Raw genomic sequence first — 18,853 nt, 5'->3', positions numbered from 1 at the left:
AGAGATAAAGGCATCGCCCGCTGCGGGGTTGGTTCGGAGTAGAGCATGCTTGCGCGTATTGTGTTGGGGGCTGTCACGGCAGTCGTGACGTTTGCGCCGGCCATCGCCTTGGCCGGGAGTATGAATGCCGACGAGGCGCGTCGCTTCGTCGCCGGCAAGGTCTTCGCCTTCACCTGTTTCGACGGCACCCGCGGTGCAGGCCGGATCCTCGACGATCTCGGCGCCGCCGGCGCGGTGCAGTTCTCGGGCTCGGGCCCGGTGCGCCATCTTCGCCTGCCGGGCAACACGCTCCAGATCCGCGGTCAGAACGTCTGCGCCTCGATCAAGGGCATTCCGTTCGAGCCTTGTTTCAACCTGGAAAAGACCGACGATCGCAGCTTCCGCGGCTCGGTCTCCGGCATGGGCTTCGCCTATTGCGACTTCCATCACCAGGGCGGCAACCAGATGCTGATGGCGCGCGCGGTTGCGCGTCCCCGCTCGCTGCGGGCGCCCGAGCAGACCGGTTCGATCAATGCTCCGGGCACCGAAGTCGCCGCGCGCGTCGAGACGCCGCGGGTCGAGAGCAGCCGGATCGAGCCTGTGAAGTCGGAAGCGAAGTCCGAGCCGAAGGCGGAATCGAAGAACGAAGGTCCGCTGGAGCTGCGCCGCTCGACCGAGTGATGTCGGGCGCAGCCTGCGCTCACTTTACCTGCCTTCGACGAAAGTATCGCACGCGAAGCCGTGGCGCCGTAATCATACGGCCCGCGGTCTTTATGCCTTGGTAGCGACTGTCGCCCCAGCCTGCGTAACGGCCGGGAGGCGGTCCTACGCAAGAGTTCATCAATGTCGCTGTATTTCTTTCGCATCAGCTCTGGCCGCTATTCCGGCGCCGCTGATCAGCCCTACGAGTTCGAGGATGATGCCGCGGCCTGGACCGAGATGACCGAAGTGTGCGCCAATCTGCTCGGCAGCATCGCCCGCAATCTGATGCCGAACGCGAAGTGGAGCATGGAGCTGCTCGACGAGAACAAGAAGCAGGTCTTTCGCGTCAGCCTGGTCAGCGAGGCCGTCTGCTGCAGCGATAAGAGTGCGGACAGGCGTTGACGAAATCTGCACCTGCAATTCCGGAAAGCGCCGGCGCGCCCTCTGTGTGCATCTCTCTTCGGAATGAGCCTTAGACGCCACAACTCCGACCAGCGTGTGATTAACGTGATAAGCACGCTTTACGTGCTTGTTTTGTCGGCCTTTTTGATCGAATTCCGGTATTTCCCCGGAGGCTGCTGTTAACCAAATCGGAACGACAGGCGCTCATATTTTAGGCAAAGGCGATCAACGCCAAGAGTGGCCGGCAAAGACTCGACCACACTTTTCCTGTCGGGAAACCTGCCCATGTTGAGCCTCGTTCGAAATTTGCGGATCGGGACCAAGCTGGCGATCGCATCGGCACTTGCCATCGTCCTGGTCGTTTCGATGATTGGAAGTCAGCTCCTGGGTAACGCGAGCGTACGCGACGCCAACGAGAGCGTGCTCACACAGCAGGAGATAGCGCGCGGCGCGGTCACGACCGAGGTCGCAGTTCGCGGGATGCAACTCGCGGCCCGAGACATTCGCCTGGCCAGTAGCGTGGCCGATCTGCAGAAGGCCACACAGGCCTTGGCCGACCAACAGAAGGCGATGAATTCGCACATCGAGACGATGCTGGGATTGTCTCATTCCGCCGAGAACCGCGCCAGGATGGAGCAACTGAGATCCCTTGCGGCGGACTACGCCAAGGGAGCCCAGCAGATCGCGGGGATGCGCAGCGAAGCCCTTGCTGCAGTGTCGAGCGGCTCAGACGGAGCGGCCCGCGCCACCAAACTCAACGAAGAGGCGGTTCGCTTCGCCCGCGACGTTACCCTGCCCATTGCCGGCAAGATCGATGCGCTAATCGAGCAGATCGCCGACTATGCAAGGCACAAGTCCGAGGCGGAGAGTGCCGCGGCCACAGCGCAAATGAAATCGAGCGAGCGGACTGGGATGGTCATCGGCGCAATCGCCATGATGATCCTGATCGGCTCCTGGCTGATGTCCTTCCTCTCCATCGCCCGGCCGATCCGCGCGCTCACGATCGCGATGGAGAGGCTCGCGGAGGGAGATTTCTCGGTGGTGCTGCCGGGCCTCGGCCGCAAGGACGAGGTCGGCGGCGTTGCAGCGGCTGTCGAGAAATTCAAGATCGTCTCCGAGCAGAAGGCTCGCGAAGAAGCCGAAGCCAGGATCAGGCAGGATCAGGCCGCAGCCGTTCAGCGCAAGGCCGAGATGCATAAGCTTGCAGATAGCTTCGAATCCGCGATTGGCGAGATCGTCGAGACCGTATCCTCGGCCGCGACCGAGCTCGAAGCGTCGGCCTCGACGCTGACCTCGACGGCCGAGCGCGGCCAAGGGCTCGCCACAATGGTCGCTGCCGCCTCCGAAGAGGCTTCCACCAACGTCCAGTCGGTGGCTTCCGCGACCGAGGAGCTGTCGTCCTCGATCACCGAGATCAGCCGCCAGGTGCAGGAATCGGCGCGGGTGGCGAGCGAGGCGGTCAGCCAAGCCCGCACCACGACCGATCGTGTCGGCGAGCTCTCCAAGGCCGCAACGCGCATCGGCGACGTGGTCGAGCTGATCAATACCATCGCGGGCCAAACCAACCTCCTGGCGCTCAATGCGACGATCGAGGCGGCACGCGCCGGCGAAGCCGGCCGCGGCTTTGCGGTGGTCGCGTCCGAGGTGAAGGCGCTGGCCGAGCAGACCGCGAAGGCGACCGGCGAGATCGGCCAGCAGATCGCCGGCATCCAGACGGCGACGGAATTCTCGGTTGGCGCCATCAAGGGCATCAGCGAGACCATCGAAAAGCTGTCGGAGATTTCCTCGACCATCGCGGCCGCCGTCGAGGAGCAGGGCGCCGCGACGCAGGAGATTTCCCGCAACGTGCAGCAGGCGGCTCAAGGCACCCATCAGGTATCGGCGAACATCACCCAGGTGCAGCGCGGCGCGAGCGAGACCGGATCGGCCTCCGCGCAGGTGCTGTCGGCCGCGCAGATGCTGTCGGGTGACAGCGATCGCCTCAAGCTCGAGGTCGGCAAGTTCTTAGGGACCGTTCGCGCGGCCTGAACAAGGTCGGCGCGGCCCTCTCGATCAACGACATAGCGGTCGCTGCGGTCGTTTGCATTCAGGGTTGCATCGGCCGCAGCGGCCTAAGTAGCACGACGGGATGTTCGCGTTGTTGCAACAAATGGTTGTAGAAGAAATAACGGCCACATTGTCACATCCGTAGTTCCACGTAGGCCTCTGTTAACGGCTGCTTGCAACTATGTGCGCAATCTTGCCGGGTAGGAACCAGCCAGCATTGATGGAATGACTCCGTCCTGCCGTCCGCCGTGACGGTTGTGGCGCAGATGACGTGTGGGTTTAGGTCTCATCGGGATTTGTCATGATGTCGAAATTGTCAATCGTCTTCAAGCTTCTGACCGTTCTGTCGGTCCTCGTGCTGTCGCTTGCCGGCGTCGGCGTCGTGGCGATCGGCACGATGCAGAACATCAACTCCCATACCGTCGAGATCGCAGAGAGCTGGCTGCCGAGCGTCCGTGCGCTGGGTTCGATGCGCGCCGACATCAACGAGTTGCGCGTCGCGCTGCGTCTGCACCTGATGCAGGATAGCGCAGAAGGCAAGGAAGCGGCTGAGAAGCGTCTCGCCTCGCTTCGTGAGCGCATCGAGAAGACCCGAAAGACCTATGAGCCGCTGATCACGTCAGCCGAAGAGCGCGCCATTTACGGGCAATGGACCACGGCGTGGGGCGAGTATCTGAACGGCGTGCAGGACGTGATGGCGCTGTCGCGCAAGAGCCCAGGCAAATTCCCGACAGAGGCCAACGAGATGTTGCAGACCAAGGTTGCGAAGATGGCCCAGGCGGCAGATCCGCTGCTCCAGAAAGGCATTGAGCTGAACAATCACGGCGCCGAGCTGGAAACGAAGCAGGCGGCCGACAGCTACGCCACCATCTTCCGCTTGCTGGTCGGCATCATCATCGCCTCGGTGGCGATCGCGATCGGTGCGGCCTATTATCTCGTGCGCGACGTGTCGCGTGGCATTGCCTCGATCATCAAGCCGATGCAGTCGCTCGGTGAGGGCGACCTCTCGGCCGAGGTGCCGCACCGCGGCGAGAAGACCGAGATCGGATCGATGGCGGATGCGCTGCAGATCTTCAAGGAGGCGCTGATCGCCAAGCGCGCGGCGGACGAGGCCGCGAGGGTCGACGCCGAGGCCAAGATCGAGCGTGGCCGCCGCGTCGACGCCATCACCCGCAAGTTCGAAGCCATGATCGGCGAGGTCGTTGGGACCGTGTCGTCGGCGTCGACCGAGCTCGAAGCCTCCGCTTCGACGCTGACCAACACCGCCCAGCGCGGGCAGGAGCTGGCGACCGTCGTCGCCGCGGCCTCCGAAGAAGCATCCACCAACGTGCAGGCTGTGGCATCCGCTTCCGAGGAGCTGTCGTCCTCCATCACCGAGATCAGCCGCCGCGTGCAGGACTCAGCGCGGATGGCGGCGGAGGCCGTCGAGCAGGCGTCGCGGACCAACGAGCGCGTCAACGAGCTGTCGCAGGCGGCCGCCCGCATCGGCGACGTGGTCGAGCTGATCAACACCATCGCGGGCCAGACCAATCTGCTGGCGCTGAACGCCACCATCGAGGCGGCGCGCGCCGGCGAAGCCGGCCGCGGCTTTGCCGTCGTCGCCTCCGAGGTGAAGGCGCTGGCCGAGCAAACCGCGAAGGCGACCGGCGAGATCGGGGCGCAGGTCGCAGGTATCCAGGCCGCAACGCAGGAATCCGTCAGCGCCATCCAGGAAATCGGCGGCACCATCGAGCGGCTGTCGGAAGTGTCGGCGGCGATTGCCGCCGCGATCGAGGAGCAGGGCGCGGCGACGCAGGAGATCTCGCGCAACGTCCAGCAGGCCTCGGTTGGCACCCAGGAGGTCTCCTCGAACATCACGGATGTGCAGCGCGGGGCGATCGAGACCGGCTCGGCCTCAGCCGAGGTTCTGTCGGCGGCGAAGTCGCTCGCGACCGACAGCACTCGTCTCAGGGTCGAGGTCGCGCAGTTCCTGGAGTCGGTCCGCGCGGCCTAAATAACGGGTCGAAGTTGCCTTCACCTCTCCCCGCCGGGGAAAGGTGAACACTCGACCTCCATTACGAGCTTGTCTGCGGAGCCGGCGGTGGCATTGCCTGTCGCCGGAACAGGATGCGCTGGTAGAGCCAGCCGATCGCGACCAGCACGATGCCGAGGCCCATGAACGACAGCGCACGATAGACGCCTGTCAGCGTCGACATGTCGATGACGAAGGCCTTCAGGATCGTCAGCGCGATGACGGCGGCGGACGCCAGCCGCGCCCGCTCGGAGTTCGCGAGAATGCCGATGCCGAGCAGCACCACGCCGAAGGCGAGCCAGCCGATCGAATAGGTGTATTGCTCGGCTCCCGTGGTCTCGCCGCCGGTGAGGAACGGGCCGTGATAGAAGCGGCGGATCTCCAGCGTCAGATAGACAAGCGCAAACACCAGCGCGGCCCCCGCGATCGTGTTCGCATAGACCTTGCCCCGCGCGCCGACGACCGCGTAGGCGAGCAGCAGCATCAGCACCGCGGGCAGGGCGTAACCGAGCAGCAGCAGGTTGAACACGGCGCCGCCGACATCAATGTGCCACAGCAGCGGATTCTCCAGGAACAGCAGGCCGAACACGCTGATGCAGCCGGCGATCGCCGTCAGCGCGATGGCGCCGACATTGTGCACGATAGAGTGGCTGCGCAGCCGCAACCGCTCCAGTCCGATCGCCATCGCCAGCGCCACGCAGACCTGAGGAGCGGCCTCTAGCAGCGAGGGCGATGCGATCATGTCGCCGCCGGTCGCGAAGTGGCGGACCTCCATGAAGGCGAGAAGCGCGGCGAACAGGATCGCGGCCGCTTCCACCATGCGCAGCGGCGCATCGTCGCCCCTGCGGCGCAGGAACCGGCTCGCCGCCCAGAACGAGGCGGCCGGCAGGCCATAGCCCCACAGCAGCCAGTTGAAGATCGGCGTGGTGCCGACGGCATCGCCAACGATGCGCGGATCATAGAGGATGCGCGCGGTGACGATGCCGGCGAAGATCGCGGCGAGCCAGCGCAGGAACGGGATCGGCCGCTGCAGCGCAATCCAGGCGGTGCCGAGCGACATCAACGCCAGCGCGATGGTGAGCCAGCCTTTCTCCAGCGCGAAGGTCAGCGCCAGGGCCAGCGCGCCGAGCGTGCCGGTCGCGAACAGCGCCGTCGAGATCGCAAGTCCCGGCCGGGTCTCGCGGCGGGTGAGTAGTTCGGTCGCAACGCCGAACGCAGCTGCCAGCAGCACGGCAAGGATCGCGAACGGGATCGAGCGGTCGAGATGGGCGATGCGGGCGTAGAGCGCGATGAGGATCGCGATTGGCGTCGCGACACCTGCTGCCGACCACACCACGGGAATGATCGCCGAATGCGAGCGACCCTGGGCGAAGAAGCCGGCGATGCCGAAGCCGGCGGCGAAGATCGCGGCCATCGCCAGATGCTGCGTCACCGCGCTGTCGATCGCGTTCGGCGTGATGCCTGGCATGGGGCCGCCCGGCAGCACCAGCATGTCAGGATTGGCGCGTACCGCCCATTCGGCGAACACGATGAACACCGTTGCCGCCGCCGCGCCCAGCGCGCCGACGGCAGCCTCTGCGCGCCAGGCGACGAACAGCGTGGCCGCAACGAGCAATGTGTAGGCGATGAGCGCGAGGTCAGCATGCGCGCTCGACAACACGATTAACATCGCGCCGAACAGATAGGCGCCGAGCGCGCTCGAGGAGACCGGCTCGATCTGTCCGCCTTCGATATCGGGGCCGAACATGAAGCCGCAGACCACGAGCAGTGCAGCGAGCACGAAGCCTGACATCACGTGGAACGCGTGCGGCGCGACGTGCAGGTCACCGGTATCGAGGCCCGGGAAAATCCAGAGCACGGCGAAGACGATCGTCGTCACCGCGAGCCAGCGCCATAGCCTGATGCGGGCGAGGCCGAAGCTCGCGGCGGTGACGATGGCAAGATAGATGTACAGCGCCCAATAGTCCGGCTTGCCGCTGGAGACCAGCACCGGCGTTGCGAAGGCGCCGACGACGCCGAGGCCCGCGAGCGCCGGCCCGTGCAGCAAAGCTGCCGCGAGCGTGGCCATCGCCACGATGCCGAGCAGCACGAAAGCGGTGGCCGGCACGAGGAAGCCATAGAGCGCATAGGCCGCATAGACGGTCGCGAACGCCACCGCCGTTCCAGCCGCGGTGAGGATCGCGGGGATGTTGGCGATCGGCAGCGCTGCAATGCTCGAGATGCTCTCCTTGCGCCGCGTCCATTCGCCGGCACCCAGCAGCGCGGCCGCGAACAATCCGCCCAGGAATACCCGCACGCCGGGGCCGACAAGGCCGGCCTCGATCGAATAGCGCACCATGAAGAAGCCGCCGAGCGCGAGCGCCAGGCCGCCGATCCACACCACCCAGCGGGTGCCGAGCCGTTCCTCCAAGCCGGGGGCGGGGGCGGGCGCGGGCAGCGGCGGCGGCGCGCCGGCTGCGGGGCTGGCTTCAGGACTTGCTTCAGGACTTGCTTCGAGCGGCGGCGGCGCAGCCTCTTCGGTGACGAGCGGCGGCGTGGTCTCGGCCTCCGGCGCAAGCGGCGGCGGCTCTGCTGCACTCGTCGCAGGCGCGTTTGCGGGCGCCTGCACGAGCACAAGTGGCGGAGGCTGAACCCGGCGCGCCTGCAGTTCGGCCTCCAGCGCGCCCAGGCGGCGGCGCAATTCGGTTGCCTGGTTCGACGCTTTCAGCGCGATCAGGAACGCGGCGATCGCAATCATCACGGCAAAGACGTCGAACGGGGCGTCGAACATGGGGTCTCCTGGCAATCGGCGGGCAGGGGCCGACAGCAATCCTTGATCTAGCGCCGGGAGCGTACGCGCAAGCCTGGCGCCGGCCGTTCCTGGAGCACGTCGCGGCGGAAGCGATAGAGCGCCGCCGGTCTCCCGCCCGTCTGTGTCGACATCACGCCGGTCGGTTCGACCAGCGCCTCGGTTTCGACCAGACGACGGAAATTCTGCTTGTGCAGGTGCCGGCCGGAGATCGCCTCCACCGTATACTGCAACTCCGTAAGTGTGAACTCGGCGGGCAAAAGTTCAAACACCACGGGGCGATACTTCAGCTTTGCCCGCAGCCTGGCGATCGCGGTGGCAAGGATCCGGCGGTGGTCGAAGCGCATGGACGTGCCGAGCGCGGGCAGGGACTTGCGCGCCAGCGCCGCGGGCCGGCCGTCGCGCCGCGCTTCCTCGACGAGGCCGGCCTCGTAGAGCAGCTCGTAGCGGTCGAGCACGCGCTCCTCGTCCCAGGCCGCGCCGTCGAGGCCGAAATAGAACCGCACGCGATCCTTGCGCGGCAATGCGCGCGTCGCCTCGGGCGTCTCCTCCTCGGCCCATGCCGTCAGCGCCGGGATGATGTCACGGGCGATGATCGCCGGCGGTGCCTCGCGCCGGTCTTCCCAAGGGAAGAAGCGATACCAGGGCTCGAAGCTCGCGGCATTCGCAGCTCCCTCGGCGGTGCGCGTCAGCGCGAGATAGCCGATCGACACCCTATGCGCGCCGGTGTGGCCGGCCTCGGCATGACGGCCGCGATCGCCAAACGTGTAGAGCTGCTCCACATAGCCGAGCCGCAATCCCACCTGTTCCTCGACCCACGCACGCAGGCCGATCTCGAAGGTGCGATGGCTCGGCGCATCGAACGGACCGAACGGCAGCCCGGCCAGGCCGTCACTGCTGTGCGCGGTGAGGACCAGCGGCTCATGATCTTCGATCGCGACGATCGCGGCGGTCAGGCCGATCTCGATCGGCGTCAGCAGCTTGTCGCTCATGCGATGACGATCGCTACTGTCATTCGAGCTCGATCACGAAGGGGCGGCCTTCAACCAGCATCTCGCCCGGGCCCATCTCGTCGAGCGCGCGCAGCATGCGGCCGTTGCGGCCGAGCGCGCGGTCGGCGAGGTCGACGATGCGGCGGTTCGGCGAGGCGATCGGGGAGGCCGCACGGATCTTCTTCGCAATCTCGATCTCGTCGCGATCAGGATTGAGCGCGCAGACGGCGGCGAACGCGCTCGCCGTGGAGCGGCTGATGCCGGCATAGCAATGCACCACCAGCGGCGCAGCCCGATCCCAGCCGCGCACGAAATTCAGCACCTGTTCGATATGCGCCTCCGACGGTGCGACAAAGCCGTCCATCTCCTCGGTGATGTCGTCCATCGACACCTTGAGATGATTGGCCGGAAGCACCGACACCGGCCGCGCCACCTGCTCGACATTGGCCATCACGGTCAGCACATGGCTGGCCCCGGTGCGGCGAACGGTTTCGGGAAGGGCGGCGAGGGAGCAGACGTGGATCATGGCGGACCTTTTTAATTGATTATAGCGAGCGCTCGCAGGTGGGCAAAGGCGCATCGCGCCGTGCCCACCACCTCGCAATTGCGCAACTGATTCGGTTTGGTGGGCACGCGGAGCCTGTCATCGGGCGCGCATTCGCGCGAGCCGGTGGCTTTCCCCACCCTACGAAAGGATGATGCTACGCGAACACCGCCCCGAACCGCTCCAGAAACTGCTTCTCGGCCCGCGCCGCCGTCCAGGGCGTCAGATAGTCGCGCCTGATATTGTCGGAAAGGCCGGGATCCTTGCCGAACAGCCGCTTCGCCTCGCTTTCGCTGAAGCCGGCAAGCTCGGTCGCCTCGAGGTAAGCCGCGCCGCGATCGGCGGCCTTGATCGCCAGCGTGATCTCCTCGGGTAGCACCGGCGGCAGGCCGAAGCGGATGTGGATGGCGCCGAGCAGGCGCTTCTCCACCGCCTTGTAATGGCCGTCGAGCACCGCCTTGAACGGCGAGATCATGTCGCCGATGACATATTCAGGGGCATCGTGCAGCAGCGCGGCGAGCCGGATGCGCTGGTCAGCGCGCGGCATCTCGTGCCGCAGCACGGTCTCCACCAGCAGCGTGTGCTGGGCGACCGAGAAGATGTGCGCGCCGATGGTCTGTCCGTTCCAGCGCGCCACGCGCGCCAGCCCATGGGCGATGTCGGCGATCTCGACATCGAGCGGGGAGGGATCGAGCAGGTCGAGCCGCCGACCCGACAGCATGCGCTGCCAGGCGCGGGATTCGGATGCGCGCGCGCTCTTCCTGGCCGTCATTTGGCCTTGAGGCGCGGCTTGCGCTGCAGCTTGCTGCAGGTCGCGTGGCAATGGCAGTCGACGAGATGGTCGTTGACCATGCCGGTCGCCTGCATGAAGGCATAGACAATGGTCGGGCCGACGAATTTGAAGCCGCGCGAGGACAGCTCCTTGGAGATCTGCATCGACAGCGGTGTCGACGCCGGGACGCTTGCCGTGGTCTTGAAATTATTGACCTTGGGCCGGCCGTCCATGAAGTCCCAAAGAAGTTTCGAAAAGCCCGGGCCCTTCTCCATGATGTCGAGGTACGCCTTCGCGCTCAGGATCGTGCCTTCGATCTTGGCCTTGTTCCGCACGATGCCGACATCGTTCATCAGCGCATGCACCTTCCTGTCGGTGTAGCGCGCGATCTTCTCCGGCTGGAAATCGTCGAAGGCTTTGCGGAAATTGTCGCGCTTGCGGAGGATCGTGATCCAGGACAGGCCGGCCTGAAAGCCGTCGAGGATCAGCTTTTCATAGAGCGCGCGGTCGTCATATTCAGGCACGCCCCATTCGGTGTCGTGATAGGCGACATAGAGCGGGTCTTCGCCCGGCCAGGGGCAGCGGGTCTTTCCGTCGGGATGCAGGCGGGGAGCGCGGCTCATGCAATGGGCTGCTTTGCGGGAATGCGAACGACGTCGGGTTCTGCCAACCTCACGGCGAGCCCGCCAGCGGTGAGCGGCTGGCCGGCATCGAGCGCATCGGCAACGCGGTCGATCCGCACCAACGCAATCCCCTTGCCCTTCGCCGATGAGCCCATGGTGCCGACGGATTTGTCGCCGGCCATGACACTGACGCCGACTTCCGGCGCGGAATCCTCGAGCAGCACCTTCACGCTGCGGGTCCGCGCAGTGCCGCGATGCTGCATGCGCGAGACGACCTCCTGGCCGACATAGCAGCCCTTGTCGAAATCGACGCCGGCGAGGCGATCCATGTTGGTCTCGTGCGGGAACGCATCGCTGTACATGAAATCGAGCCCGCCGCGCGGCACGCCGAGCGCGATCCGGTGCGCCTCGTACTCGGACGCATCGACTAGCTCGGCGCCGATCAATTCAGACAGCCTTTGCTTGAGATCCTCGGGGATCAGGATGCGGGTGCCGAGCTCGGCATTGCGGGGATCGGCGAAGGCGAGATCCGGCTGCGTCGCGGGCTGGCCGTCCCAGGCCGCGAGCACGCCGAGCTCGAGGATCTCCACGGTGACCTTGGCGCGCAGCTTGTAGAATTTCAGCTTGGTGGCAAGGCCATCGGCCAGCGGCTTCGGGCAGTCGATCAGGAACCCGCCGCCATGGCCGCCAGGGGCTTCCGTGATCAGGAAATCCACGATGATCTTGCCCTGCGGCGTCAGCAGCGCGCCGAATCGCCCCAGGCCCGGCTTGAGCCTGTCGACATCGGTGGTGATGAGGCCGTTGAGGAAGTTGCGTGCGTCCTCGCCGGCGACCTTGATCACGCCCCGGTCGGGAAGAAACGCTGATTTCATGTGAAAATCTCTTGCGACATGGTGCTCCGGAACGTAAGCCCGCAAGGCATAAACGACAAGACCTCGGGCCCTGCGCTTGGGGATGAGAGAGGCCCCATGACCCAGCGATTCGATGTGATCCTCAAGGACGGCACCGTCGTCAACCAGGACGGCGAAGGCGTTCGCGATATCGGTATCATCAATGGCCGCATCGCCGAGCTGGGTCCGCTGTCGCAGGGCTCGGCGGCGGAGGTGATCGACTGCAAGGGCCTGCACATCCTGCCCGGCGTGATGGACACGCAGGTGCATTTCCGTGAACCCGGGCTGGAGCACAAGGAAGATCTCGAATCGGGCTCGCGCAGCGCCGTGATGGGTGGCGTCACCGCCGTGTTCGAGATGCCGAACACCTCGCCGCTCACAGTGACCGAGGCCACCTTCTCCGACAAGGTGAAGCGTGCCCATCATCGCATGCATTGCGATTTCGCCTTCTTCATCGGCGGCACCCGCGAGAACGTGCAGGACCTGCCGGTGCTCGAGCGTGCCCCGGGCTGCGCCGGCGTGAAGGTGTTCATTGGCTCCTCGACCGGCGCGCTGCTGGTGGAGGATGACGAGAGCCTGCGCCGCATCTTCCAGGTGATCCGCCGCCGTGCGGCGTTCCATGCCGAGGACGAGTACCGCCTCAACGACCGCAAGTCGCTCCGCATCGAGGGCGATGCGCGCTCGCATCCGGTCTGGCGCGACGAGACTGCGGCGCTGATGGCGACGCAGCGCCTGGTCAAGCTCGCGCATGAGACGGGAAAGCGCATCCACGTGCTGCACATCTCGACCAAGGAAGAGATCGAGTTCCTGCGCGACCACAAGGATGTCGCCTCCTGTGAGGCGACGCCGCATCATCTGACGCTGGTCGCACCCGAATGCTACGAGCGGCTCGGCACGCTGGCGCAGATGAACCCGCCGGTGCGGTCAGCCGATCATCGCGCCGGCATCTGGCGCGGCATCGAGCAGGGCATCATCGACGTGCTCGGCTCCGACCACGCCCCGCATACACTGGAAGAAAAGCAGAAGACCTATCCGGCCTCGCCCTCCGGCATGACCGGCGTGCAGACGCTGGTGCCGCTGATGCTCGATCATGTCAATGCCGGCCGGCTTTCTCTCGCGCGCTTCGTCGATCTCACCAGCGCCGGCCCGGCGCGCCTTTACAACATGGCCTGCAAGGGCCGCATCGCCGCCGGCTACGACGCCGACTTCACCGTGGTGGACCTCAAGCGCAGCGAAACCATCACCAGCAAATGGGTGGCGTCCAAGGCCGGCTGGACCCCCTATGACGGCGTCCGCGTGACGGGTTGGCCCGTCGGCACCTTTGTGCGCGGCAGGCGCGTGATGTGGCAGGGCGAGCTGGTGACGCCGTCGCAAGGCGAGGCGGTGCGGTTTCTGGAGACGCTGAAGCAGTAGCAGCAAGATTAGCTTCCTGCACCGCTGTCATGCCCCGGCCTGTCCGGGGCATCCAGTACGCCGCGGCGATAGTTGTCTGACACGGCTGCGGCCTCTGGAATACCGGATTGCCCGCTTTCGCGGGCAATGACAGTGTGCCACGAAGCGCCAGTTTAGATTGGGAGAGCGCAATGTCCCAGCCCACCGCCCTCATCTCCACCGAGCAACTTGCCGCGATCCTCGCCGATCCCAATCTCCGCCTCTACGACTGCACGACCTACAACGAGCCGGTGCCGCCAGGCAGCGACGTGCCCTATCGCGCCGTCCCCGGCGACAAGACATTTGCCGCCGGACACATCCCGGGTGCCGATTATCTCGACCTGCAAGGCGAGTTCTCGGATACTTCCGCGCAGCAATTCTTCATGATGCCCGATGTGGCCCAGCTCGAGGCCGCTTTTGGCCGCCACGGGCTCGATGCCGGCAAGATCATCGTGCTCTACAGCATCGGCACCATGATGTGGTCGACGCGGTTCTGGTGGATGCTGCGTTCCCTCGGCGTCGATGCGCGCGTGCTCGACGGCGGCCTCGACAAATGGAAGGACGAGGGGCGGCCGGTCGAGACGGGTGCGCCGAAGGGTTATCCGGCGACAACCTTCAAAGCCTCGCCGCGCGCAGGCTTCTTCGTCGACAAAGATTTCGTGAAGGAGCGCATCGGCGATCCCGCGACTGTCATCGTCAATGCGCTCGGACCGCAATTTCATAGAGGACTCGAGCCGAGCCGCTACGGCCGGCCCGGCCGCGTGCCCGGCAGCGTCAACGTGTCGGCTGCAACCCTCGTCAATGCCGACAAGACGCTGACCTCGCTCGCCGATGCCGAAGCCAAATTCGCCGCGGCCGGCGTCACGCGCGACAAGAACGTGATCCTCTATTGCGGCGGCGGCATCTCGGCAACGGTCGACCTCTTGATGCTGACGCAGCTCGGCTACGACAAGCTGACGCTGTATGATGCCTCCATGGGCGAATGGGCGAGGGACGCGTCGCTGCCGATCGAGACGGATCAGGGGTGAATCTTGCCCTCCAGTAGAGGGTAATAAATCGGGAACCTTTGCTGCCCGCTTGCATCCAATATCCGGAAGCAACGGAGACAGGTGATCGCCATGCAACGGACCGCTGCCGGCCTGTCCGCCGGCCTCAGGCTATTGGAAGCCGAGCTGATCGACCGGGCGCGGGGCCGGGACGAGGCCGCGCTCCGCGAGATCATGCAGGCCAACAACCGCAGGCTTTACCGCCTCGCGCGCGGCATCCTGCGCAGCGACAGCGAAGCCGAGGACGTGGTGCAGGAAACCTATGTCCGCGCTTTCACCCATCTCGATCGCTTCAAGGGCGAGTCCGCGCTGTCGACCTGGCTGTCCCGCATCGCCATCAACGAAGCCCTTGGCCGGGCGCGTAGCGCCAGGCCGCATGTCGAGCTCGGCGCAGTGCCGGAAGAGGCGCTCGAGGCGCAGATCATCAAATTCCCCGTTTCTCCCGCAGGCGATCCGGAAAGGACCATGGCCCAACGTGAAATCCAGCGCGTCGTCGAGCGCGCCATCGACGAATTGCCTGACGTCTTCCGCATGGTCTTCGTCGCTCGCGTCATGGAGGGCATGAACATCGAGGAGACCGCCGATCTGCTCGGCGTGAAGCCCGAGACCGTGAAGACGCGACTGCACCGCGCCCGTACCATGCTGCGCGAGAATGTCGAAAAGGAGATCGGTCCTGTCATGATGGACGCGTTCCCGTTCGCCGGCTGGCGCTGCGAGCACCTGACGGAGGCAGTGCTCAAGCGCCTCGGAATCGGCAGCTGATTTTTTTGGGAACGTTTGCGCAGAACGCCCATCCAATTCCTGTGAAGCAACGCCGGCAAACCGGCCGCACAGGAGTGTCAGACCATGTTCATTCGTTGGAGCGCGGCGATCGCCGCCACCATTCTGTTGTCCAGCCCCGTGCTGATGCACGGTGTGCGAGCCGCCGAAAAGCTCACCGATCCGCAGATCGCCCATATCGCCTACACCGCGGGCGTGATCGACATCAACGCGGCCAAGCAGGCGCAGAAGAAGGCCAAGAATAAAGACGTCAAGGCATTTGCCGAGGACATGCTGCGCGACCACGAGGCGGTCAACAAGCAAGCGCTCGCGCTGGTCAAGAAGCTGAACGTCACGCCCGAAGATAACGACACCAGCAAGGCACTGTCGAAGCAGGCAAGCGACAAGCTGGCCGAGCTCGACAAGCTGGATGGCGCTGCCTTCGACAAGGCCTATGTCGCCAACGAGGTTGCCTATCACAAGACGGTCAATGGCGCGCTGGAGACGCAGCTCATTCCGTCCGCCAGCAATGCCGAATTGAAGAGCTTGCTACAGACCGGCCTGAAGATCTTTCAGGGCCATCAGCAGCACGCCGAGCACGTCGCGTCGGAACTGAAATAGGGAGCGTGCGACGATGTCGGGACGACTGTCTTCGATTTCCCTTGTTTTCGCGGTCATGGCCGTCCCTGCAAAGGCCGCAACGATCGAGATCACGATGGAGAATCTCGTGATCTCACCGGCTGAGGTGTCGGCGAAGGTCGGCGACACCATCACATGGATCAACAAGGACATCTTCGCCCACACCGCCACCGCGCAGAACGGCGATTTCGACGTGACACTGCCGCCGAACAAGTCGGCGACGTCAGTTCTGAAGAAGGCGGGAACGGTCGACTACTACTGCCGCTATCATCCCAACATGAAAGCGACGCTCAAGATCGAGCCTTGATGAAAACCCTGCCTTGAGGTCGGTTCCTGTTCGAACGGAAGCTTACTGCCGTGCCAGGCTGACGGAGAACTCGCCGTTGCGGATGCGGGCGGGAAAACCCTCGACGAATTTCGCCACCGCGTCCTCGCCATAGGTGCCGACGAGCTCGGCCAGCGCCGCGAACAGGCTCGCTTGCGCCAGGCAATCGCCATCGACGCCGTCATGGCGCGCTTCGGCCCAGGCCTCGTTCAGATAGCTCAGGGCGGCCTGTTTCTGCTCATGGTCGGGCAGCGGCGCGCGGGCGGGGGCGTAGGAAATCGGCTGGCTCATGAAACTCGATCAGGGCTGGGGCGCGATCCACGGCGATGCGCTGTGCGAGAGGTGTAGCACGCACATTAACGACCGCTAGGCCACATCTTTAAGAACGGTTAACGGCTGTGAACAAAGTCGATGACAGGGTTCCAGATCCTCGTCATTCCGGGGCGCGACGAAGTCGCGAACCCGGAATCCATCGGGCCACCAACTCTGAAGCTTGATGGATTCCGGGTTCGCGCCACGCGCGCCCCGGAATGACGAATCGAGGACTCAGTTCGCGTAGCGCGCCGTCAGATCCCGCGAGATCTTCGAGCCTTCGTCGATGTAACGACGAATCGCCACCGTCGCCGCCGGCGTGCAGCTTCGGTAGGTTTGCTGAAAGCCGTTATAGCCGCGGTTGAAGGCGGCGATCATGCGGGTGCGCCGCTCGCCGGCAGGGGTTTCGGCATCGATCAGCGCCTGCATCTCGCTCCGCCATTTGTTGCCCTCGTTGGCGCCGCAGATGCCGCGAAGATAATGCAGGCCGCCCAGGATCTCGGCCAGCCGCTGCAAATCGCCGTCGAACGGCGCTGCCACGTCCTGGGCCCGGGCGGGCACGGACGCGCAGGCGAGGATCAGGGCAAAAACGGCCAGAAATCGCGGGAACATCGCGGGCTGTATGCCCCCTCCGAGCTGATGACGCAAGGCGGGCCGGTCACGGGCCGATCAGGCGCGCGGCGGACTGGATGATCTCCTCCAGCCCCCCGGTCAGCTTGAGGTCGCCGAGGCTGCCAAGCGTATCAGGGGCGATCCACCTGAAATCGTCGAGTTCGTCGTTCAGGGTGGGTTCCCGCGCCAGCCAGCGGGCGGCAAAGGACAGGATCAGGTAATGGCCGGCACCGGGGGCGGCCGGCAGCACCTCGCGCCAGCCGGCAAGGCTGACGATCTCGATGGCGAGCCCGGTTTCCTCGTCGACCTCACGCTTCACGGCCTGATGCAGCGATTCGCCGAATTCGACCCGGCCGCCTGGCAGCGAATAGAAGCCCTTGGCGGGGGACCGGGCGCGTCGGGTCAGCAGCACCTTGCCGTCGCGGAAAATCGCGGCGCTGACGGCAATCTGTGGATGGGTGGGCTGGACGAGCGTGGCCATATCTTCAAGACTTGGCCTAGTTCGCCATGATGGTATCGACGTCGGCTTCCGCGCCGCCGTTGATGATGCCGCCGCAGGCCGCGATCAGCGGCTTGACCCAGGCCGTCGCCTGCTCGGCGAGGCGAACGCGGGTTGAGTCCTTCTCGACCTCGCGCATGGCCGAGCCGACCGCTGTGAGAATCGAGGTCATGGTGTCGGTGATGTGGTCGAACTGGGCGCGCACGGACGGTTCGGCTTTCTCATAGGCCTCAATGGCGAGATCCCGCGCCTTGAAATTCGACGCCGTGAAATGCTCGGCATAGGACAGCGGCGACCAGGTCAGAAAATCCTCGGCGCATTCAGGCATATCCGGGATCATCTCCAGGAGCATCACGGCTTCATTGAAATGGTTGAGATAGTCGGTGGCAAGCCCGGTCCGCGGGTTGATATTGGCCAGGCGCAGCCGCTCGGCCCAGGCCACGGCCTCGGGGCCCGTCTGTGCGCGCATCGCGGGTTGGGAGGCCATTGAGCTCATCGGCCGCAGTGTTAACGTTCGGGGTTAAAAGGACCTCAACGGACCCTATATTGGCGCAAGGATGTGTGGACGCTTTGTCATAACTTCGGCCCCCGCGGCCTTACGGCAACTGTTTGGCTATATCGAGCAGCCGAATTTCCCGCCCCGGTACAATGTCGCTCCGACGCAACCTGTTCCGGTCGTCCTGGTCGAGAATGGCGCACGCCATTTCCGCCTGATGCGTTGGGGCCTGCTGCCGGGCTGGGTCAAGGATCCCAAGGGCTTTACGCTCCTGATCAATGCCCGCTCGGAGACGGTGCTGGAAAAGCCCGCGTTCAAAAAGGCGATCCGCCGGCGGCGCGGCCTGATTCCGGCTGACGGCTATTACGAATGGAAAGCGGAGGGCGGCCGCAAGCAGCCGTTTTTCATCCATCACGCCGACGGTGCCCCGCTGGGTTTCGCCGCCGTGTTCGAAACCTGGATCGGGCCGAACGGCGAGGAGCTCGACACGGTCGCGATCGTGACGGCCGCCGCCGGCGAAGATTTGGCCGCGCTGCATGATCGCGTGCCCGTCACCATCAGCCCGCGCGATTTCGAGCGCTGGCTCGATTGCCGCGGTGACGAGATCGATGCGATCCTGCCGCTGATGACGGCGCCCCGCGTCGGCGAATTCGCCTGGCACCCGGTCTCCACCCGCGTCAACCGCGTTGCCAATGACGACGAGCAGCTGCTGTTGCCGATCAGCGCGGAGGAGATGGCGGCAGAAGCGGAGGCGGCGAAGCCGAAGAAGGTCGTGAGGAAGGTCGCTGCTGCGTCATCAGATGACGGGCAGGGCTCGTTGTTCTAGACGACGGTGCCGTAGGATGGGTTAGCGCAGCGTAACCCACCAACTTCGTTCGGCGTGCGCGGAAGCATGGTGGGTTACGCCTTCGGCTAACTTTGGTGTTTCAGGAGGTTGTCCATCTGGTCTGAACCGAGGAAGCTGAGGTTGCGAAGCTTCAACGTT

The 18,853-nt window shown here is 65.0% G+C and carries 20 protein-coding genes; 10 read left to right on the top strand and 10 right to left on the bottom strand.

What is annotated here, in order from left to right; all coding sequences use genetic code 11:
- Positions 1 to 45 precede the first annotated feature (45 nt).
- The 4 genes from XH80_RS17695 to XH80_RS17680 all read left to right on the top strand — a co-directional run bounded on the left by XH80_RS17695 (position 46) and on the right by XH80_RS17680 (position 5,122).
- Positions 46 to 660, top strand: a complete 615-nt coding sequence (locus XH80_RS17695; RefSeq protein WP_271599667.1) for a hypothetical protein — start codon at positions 46 to 48, stop codon at positions 658 to 660.
- A gap of 162 nt (positions 661 to 822) precedes the next feature.
- On the top strand, positions 823 to 1,083 hold the full coding sequence (locus XH80_RS17690; RefSeq protein WP_057757201.1) for a DUF6894 family protein: 261 nt from the start codon (positions 823 to 825) through the stop codon (positions 1,081 to 1,083).
- A 285-nt stretch (positions 1,084 to 1,368) separates the two neighbouring features.
- Positions 1,369 to 3,111, top strand: coding sequence for a methyl-accepting chemotaxis protein (locus XH80_RS17685; protein ID WP_271599666.1), 1,743 nt, complete (start codon positions 1,369 to 1,371; stop codon positions 3,109 to 3,111).
- Positions 3,112 to 3,433: 322 nt separating this feature from the next.
- Positions 3,434 to 5,122 (top strand): methyl-accepting chemotaxis protein, encoded by a 1,689-nt coding sequence (locus XH80_RS17680; RefSeq protein ID WP_271599665.1) that lies wholly within the window; start codon positions 3,434 to 3,436, stop codon positions 5,120 to 5,122.
- 61 nt (positions 5,123 to 5,183) lie between these two features.
- Here the strand turns inward: XH80_RS17680 and XH80_RS17675 are convergent, their stop codons facing one another.
- From XH80_RS17675 to ygfZ, 6 genes are all read right to left on the bottom strand, one after another.
- Positions 5,184 to 7,910 carry a DUF2339 domain-containing protein gene (locus tag XH80_RS17675; protein WP_271599664.1) on the bottom strand — a complete coding sequence of 909 codons (2,727 nt, stop codon included), beginning with the start codon at positions 7,908 to 7,910 and terminating at the stop codon, positions 5,184 to 5,186.
- 47 nt (positions 7,911 to 7,957) lie between these two features.
- Positions 7,958 to 8,920, bottom strand: coding sequence for an NUDIX hydrolase (locus tag XH80_RS17670; protein WP_271599663.1), 963 nt, complete (start codon positions 8,918 to 8,920; stop codon positions 7,958 to 7,960).
- Between the two features lie 19 nt (positions 8,921 to 8,939).
- Complete coding sequence (locus XH80_RS17665; RefSeq protein ID WP_057757206.1) at positions 8,940 to 9,446, bottom strand: tyrosine phosphatase family protein; 507 nt, start codon at positions 9,444 to 9,446, stop codon at positions 8,940 to 8,942.
- Positions 9,447 to 9,621: 175 nt separating this feature from the next.
- Entirely contained in the window at positions 9,622 to 10,236 is a 615-nt protein-coding gene (locus tag XH80_RS17660; RefSeq protein WP_271599662.1) for an HD family hydrolase, read from the bottom strand.
- Positions 10,233 to 10,859, bottom strand: a complete 627-nt coding sequence (locus XH80_RS17655; RefSeq protein WP_271599661.1) for a DNA-3-methyladenine glycosylase I — start codon at positions 10,857 to 10,859, stop codon at positions 10,233 to 10,235. The genes XH80_RS17660 and XH80_RS17655 overlap by 4 nt, the downstream gene beginning before the upstream one ends.
- Positions 10,856 to 11,731, bottom strand: coding sequence for a CAF17-like 4Fe-4S cluster assembly/insertion protein YgfZ (gene ygfZ / locus XH80_RS17650; protein WP_271599660.1), 876 nt, complete (start codon positions 11,729 to 11,731; stop codon positions 10,856 to 10,858). Before ygfZ ends, XH80_RS17655 begins: the two co-directional genes overlap by 4 nt.
- Positions 11,732 to 11,827: 96 nt before the next feature.
- Between ygfZ and XH80_RS17645 the strand changes: the two genes are divergently transcribed.
- The 5 genes from XH80_RS17645 (at position 11,828) to XH80_RS17625 (ending at position 15,931) form a co-directional block, all read left to right on the top strand.
- On the top strand, positions 11,828 to 13,162 hold the full coding sequence (locus tag XH80_RS17645) for a dihydroorotase (RefSeq protein ID WP_271599659.1): 1,335 nt from the start codon (positions 11,828 to 11,830) through the stop codon (positions 13,160 to 13,162).
- Positions 13,163 to 13,332: 170 nt separating this feature from the next.
- Positions 13,333 to 14,208, top strand: coding sequence for a sulfurtransferase (locus tag XH80_RS17640; protein ID WP_271599658.1), 876 nt, complete (start codon positions 13,333 to 13,335; stop codon positions 14,206 to 14,208).
- A gap of 90 nt (positions 14,209 to 14,298) precedes the next feature.
- Positions 14,299 to 14,988 carry an RNA polymerase sigma factor gene (locus XH80_RS17635; protein ID WP_271599657.1) on the top strand — a complete coding sequence of 230 codons (690 nt, stop codon included), beginning with the start codon at positions 14,299 to 14,301 and terminating at the stop codon, positions 14,986 to 14,988.
- Between the two features lie 84 nt (positions 14,989 to 15,072).
- On the top strand, positions 15,073 to 15,606 hold the full coding sequence (locus tag XH80_RS17630; protein WP_271599656.1) for a DUF4142 domain-containing protein: 534 nt from the start codon (positions 15,073 to 15,075) through the stop codon (positions 15,604 to 15,606).
- 13 nt (positions 15,607 to 15,619) lie between these two features.
- Positions 15,620 to 15,931 (top strand): cupredoxin domain-containing protein, encoded by a 312-nt coding sequence (locus XH80_RS17625; protein ID WP_271599655.1) that lies wholly within the window; start codon positions 15,620 to 15,622, stop codon positions 15,929 to 15,931.
- A 42-nt stretch (positions 15,932 to 15,973) separates the two neighbouring features.
- Here XH80_RS17625 and XH80_RS17620 read toward each other — a convergent pair whose 3' ends face one another.
- From XH80_RS17620 to XH80_RS17605, 4 genes are all read right to left on the bottom strand, one after another.
- Positions 15,974 to 16,240 (bottom strand): hypothetical protein, encoded by a 267-nt coding sequence (locus XH80_RS17620; RefSeq protein WP_057757219.1) that lies wholly within the window; start codon positions 16,238 to 16,240, stop codon positions 15,974 to 15,976.
- Positions 16,241 to 16,495: 255 nt separating this feature from the next.
- Positions 16,496 to 16,873 (bottom strand): TIGR02301 family protein, encoded by a 378-nt coding sequence (locus XH80_RS17615; protein WP_271599795.1) that lies wholly within the window; start codon positions 16,871 to 16,873, stop codon positions 16,496 to 16,498.
- A 46-nt stretch (positions 16,874 to 16,919) separates the two neighbouring features.
- A complete protein-coding gene (locus tag XH80_RS17610; protein WP_271599654.1) occupies positions 16,920 to 17,354 on the bottom strand; it encodes an NUDIX hydrolase in 435 nt (144 codons plus the stop codon).
- Between the two features lie 16 nt (positions 17,355 to 17,370).
- Positions 17,371 to 17,868: a hypothetical protein gene (locus tag XH80_RS17605; protein ID WP_057757225.1), complete on the bottom strand. Its 498-nt coding sequence runs from the start codon at positions 17,866 to 17,868 to the stop codon at positions 17,371 to 17,373.
- Positions 17,869 to 17,929: 61 nt separating this feature from the next.
- On the opposite strand from XH80_RS17605, the gene XH80_RS17600 reads away from it, so the two are divergent.
- Entirely contained in the window at positions 17,930 to 18,694 is a 765-nt protein-coding gene (locus tag XH80_RS17600; RefSeq protein ID WP_271599653.1) for an SOS response-associated peptidase, read from the top strand.
- Positions 18,695 to 18,853 lie beyond the last annotated feature (159 nt).

This window comes from Bradyrhizobium sp. CCBAU 45384 (genome assembly GCF_028128665.1).
Classification (GTDB): Bacteria; Pseudomonadota; Alphaproteobacteria; order Rhizobiales; family Xanthobacteraceae; genus Bradyrhizobium; species Bradyrhizobium manausense.
Note: the sequence above shows the minus strand (reverse complement) of the source record. Positions and strands in the feature narration are given on the sequence as shown.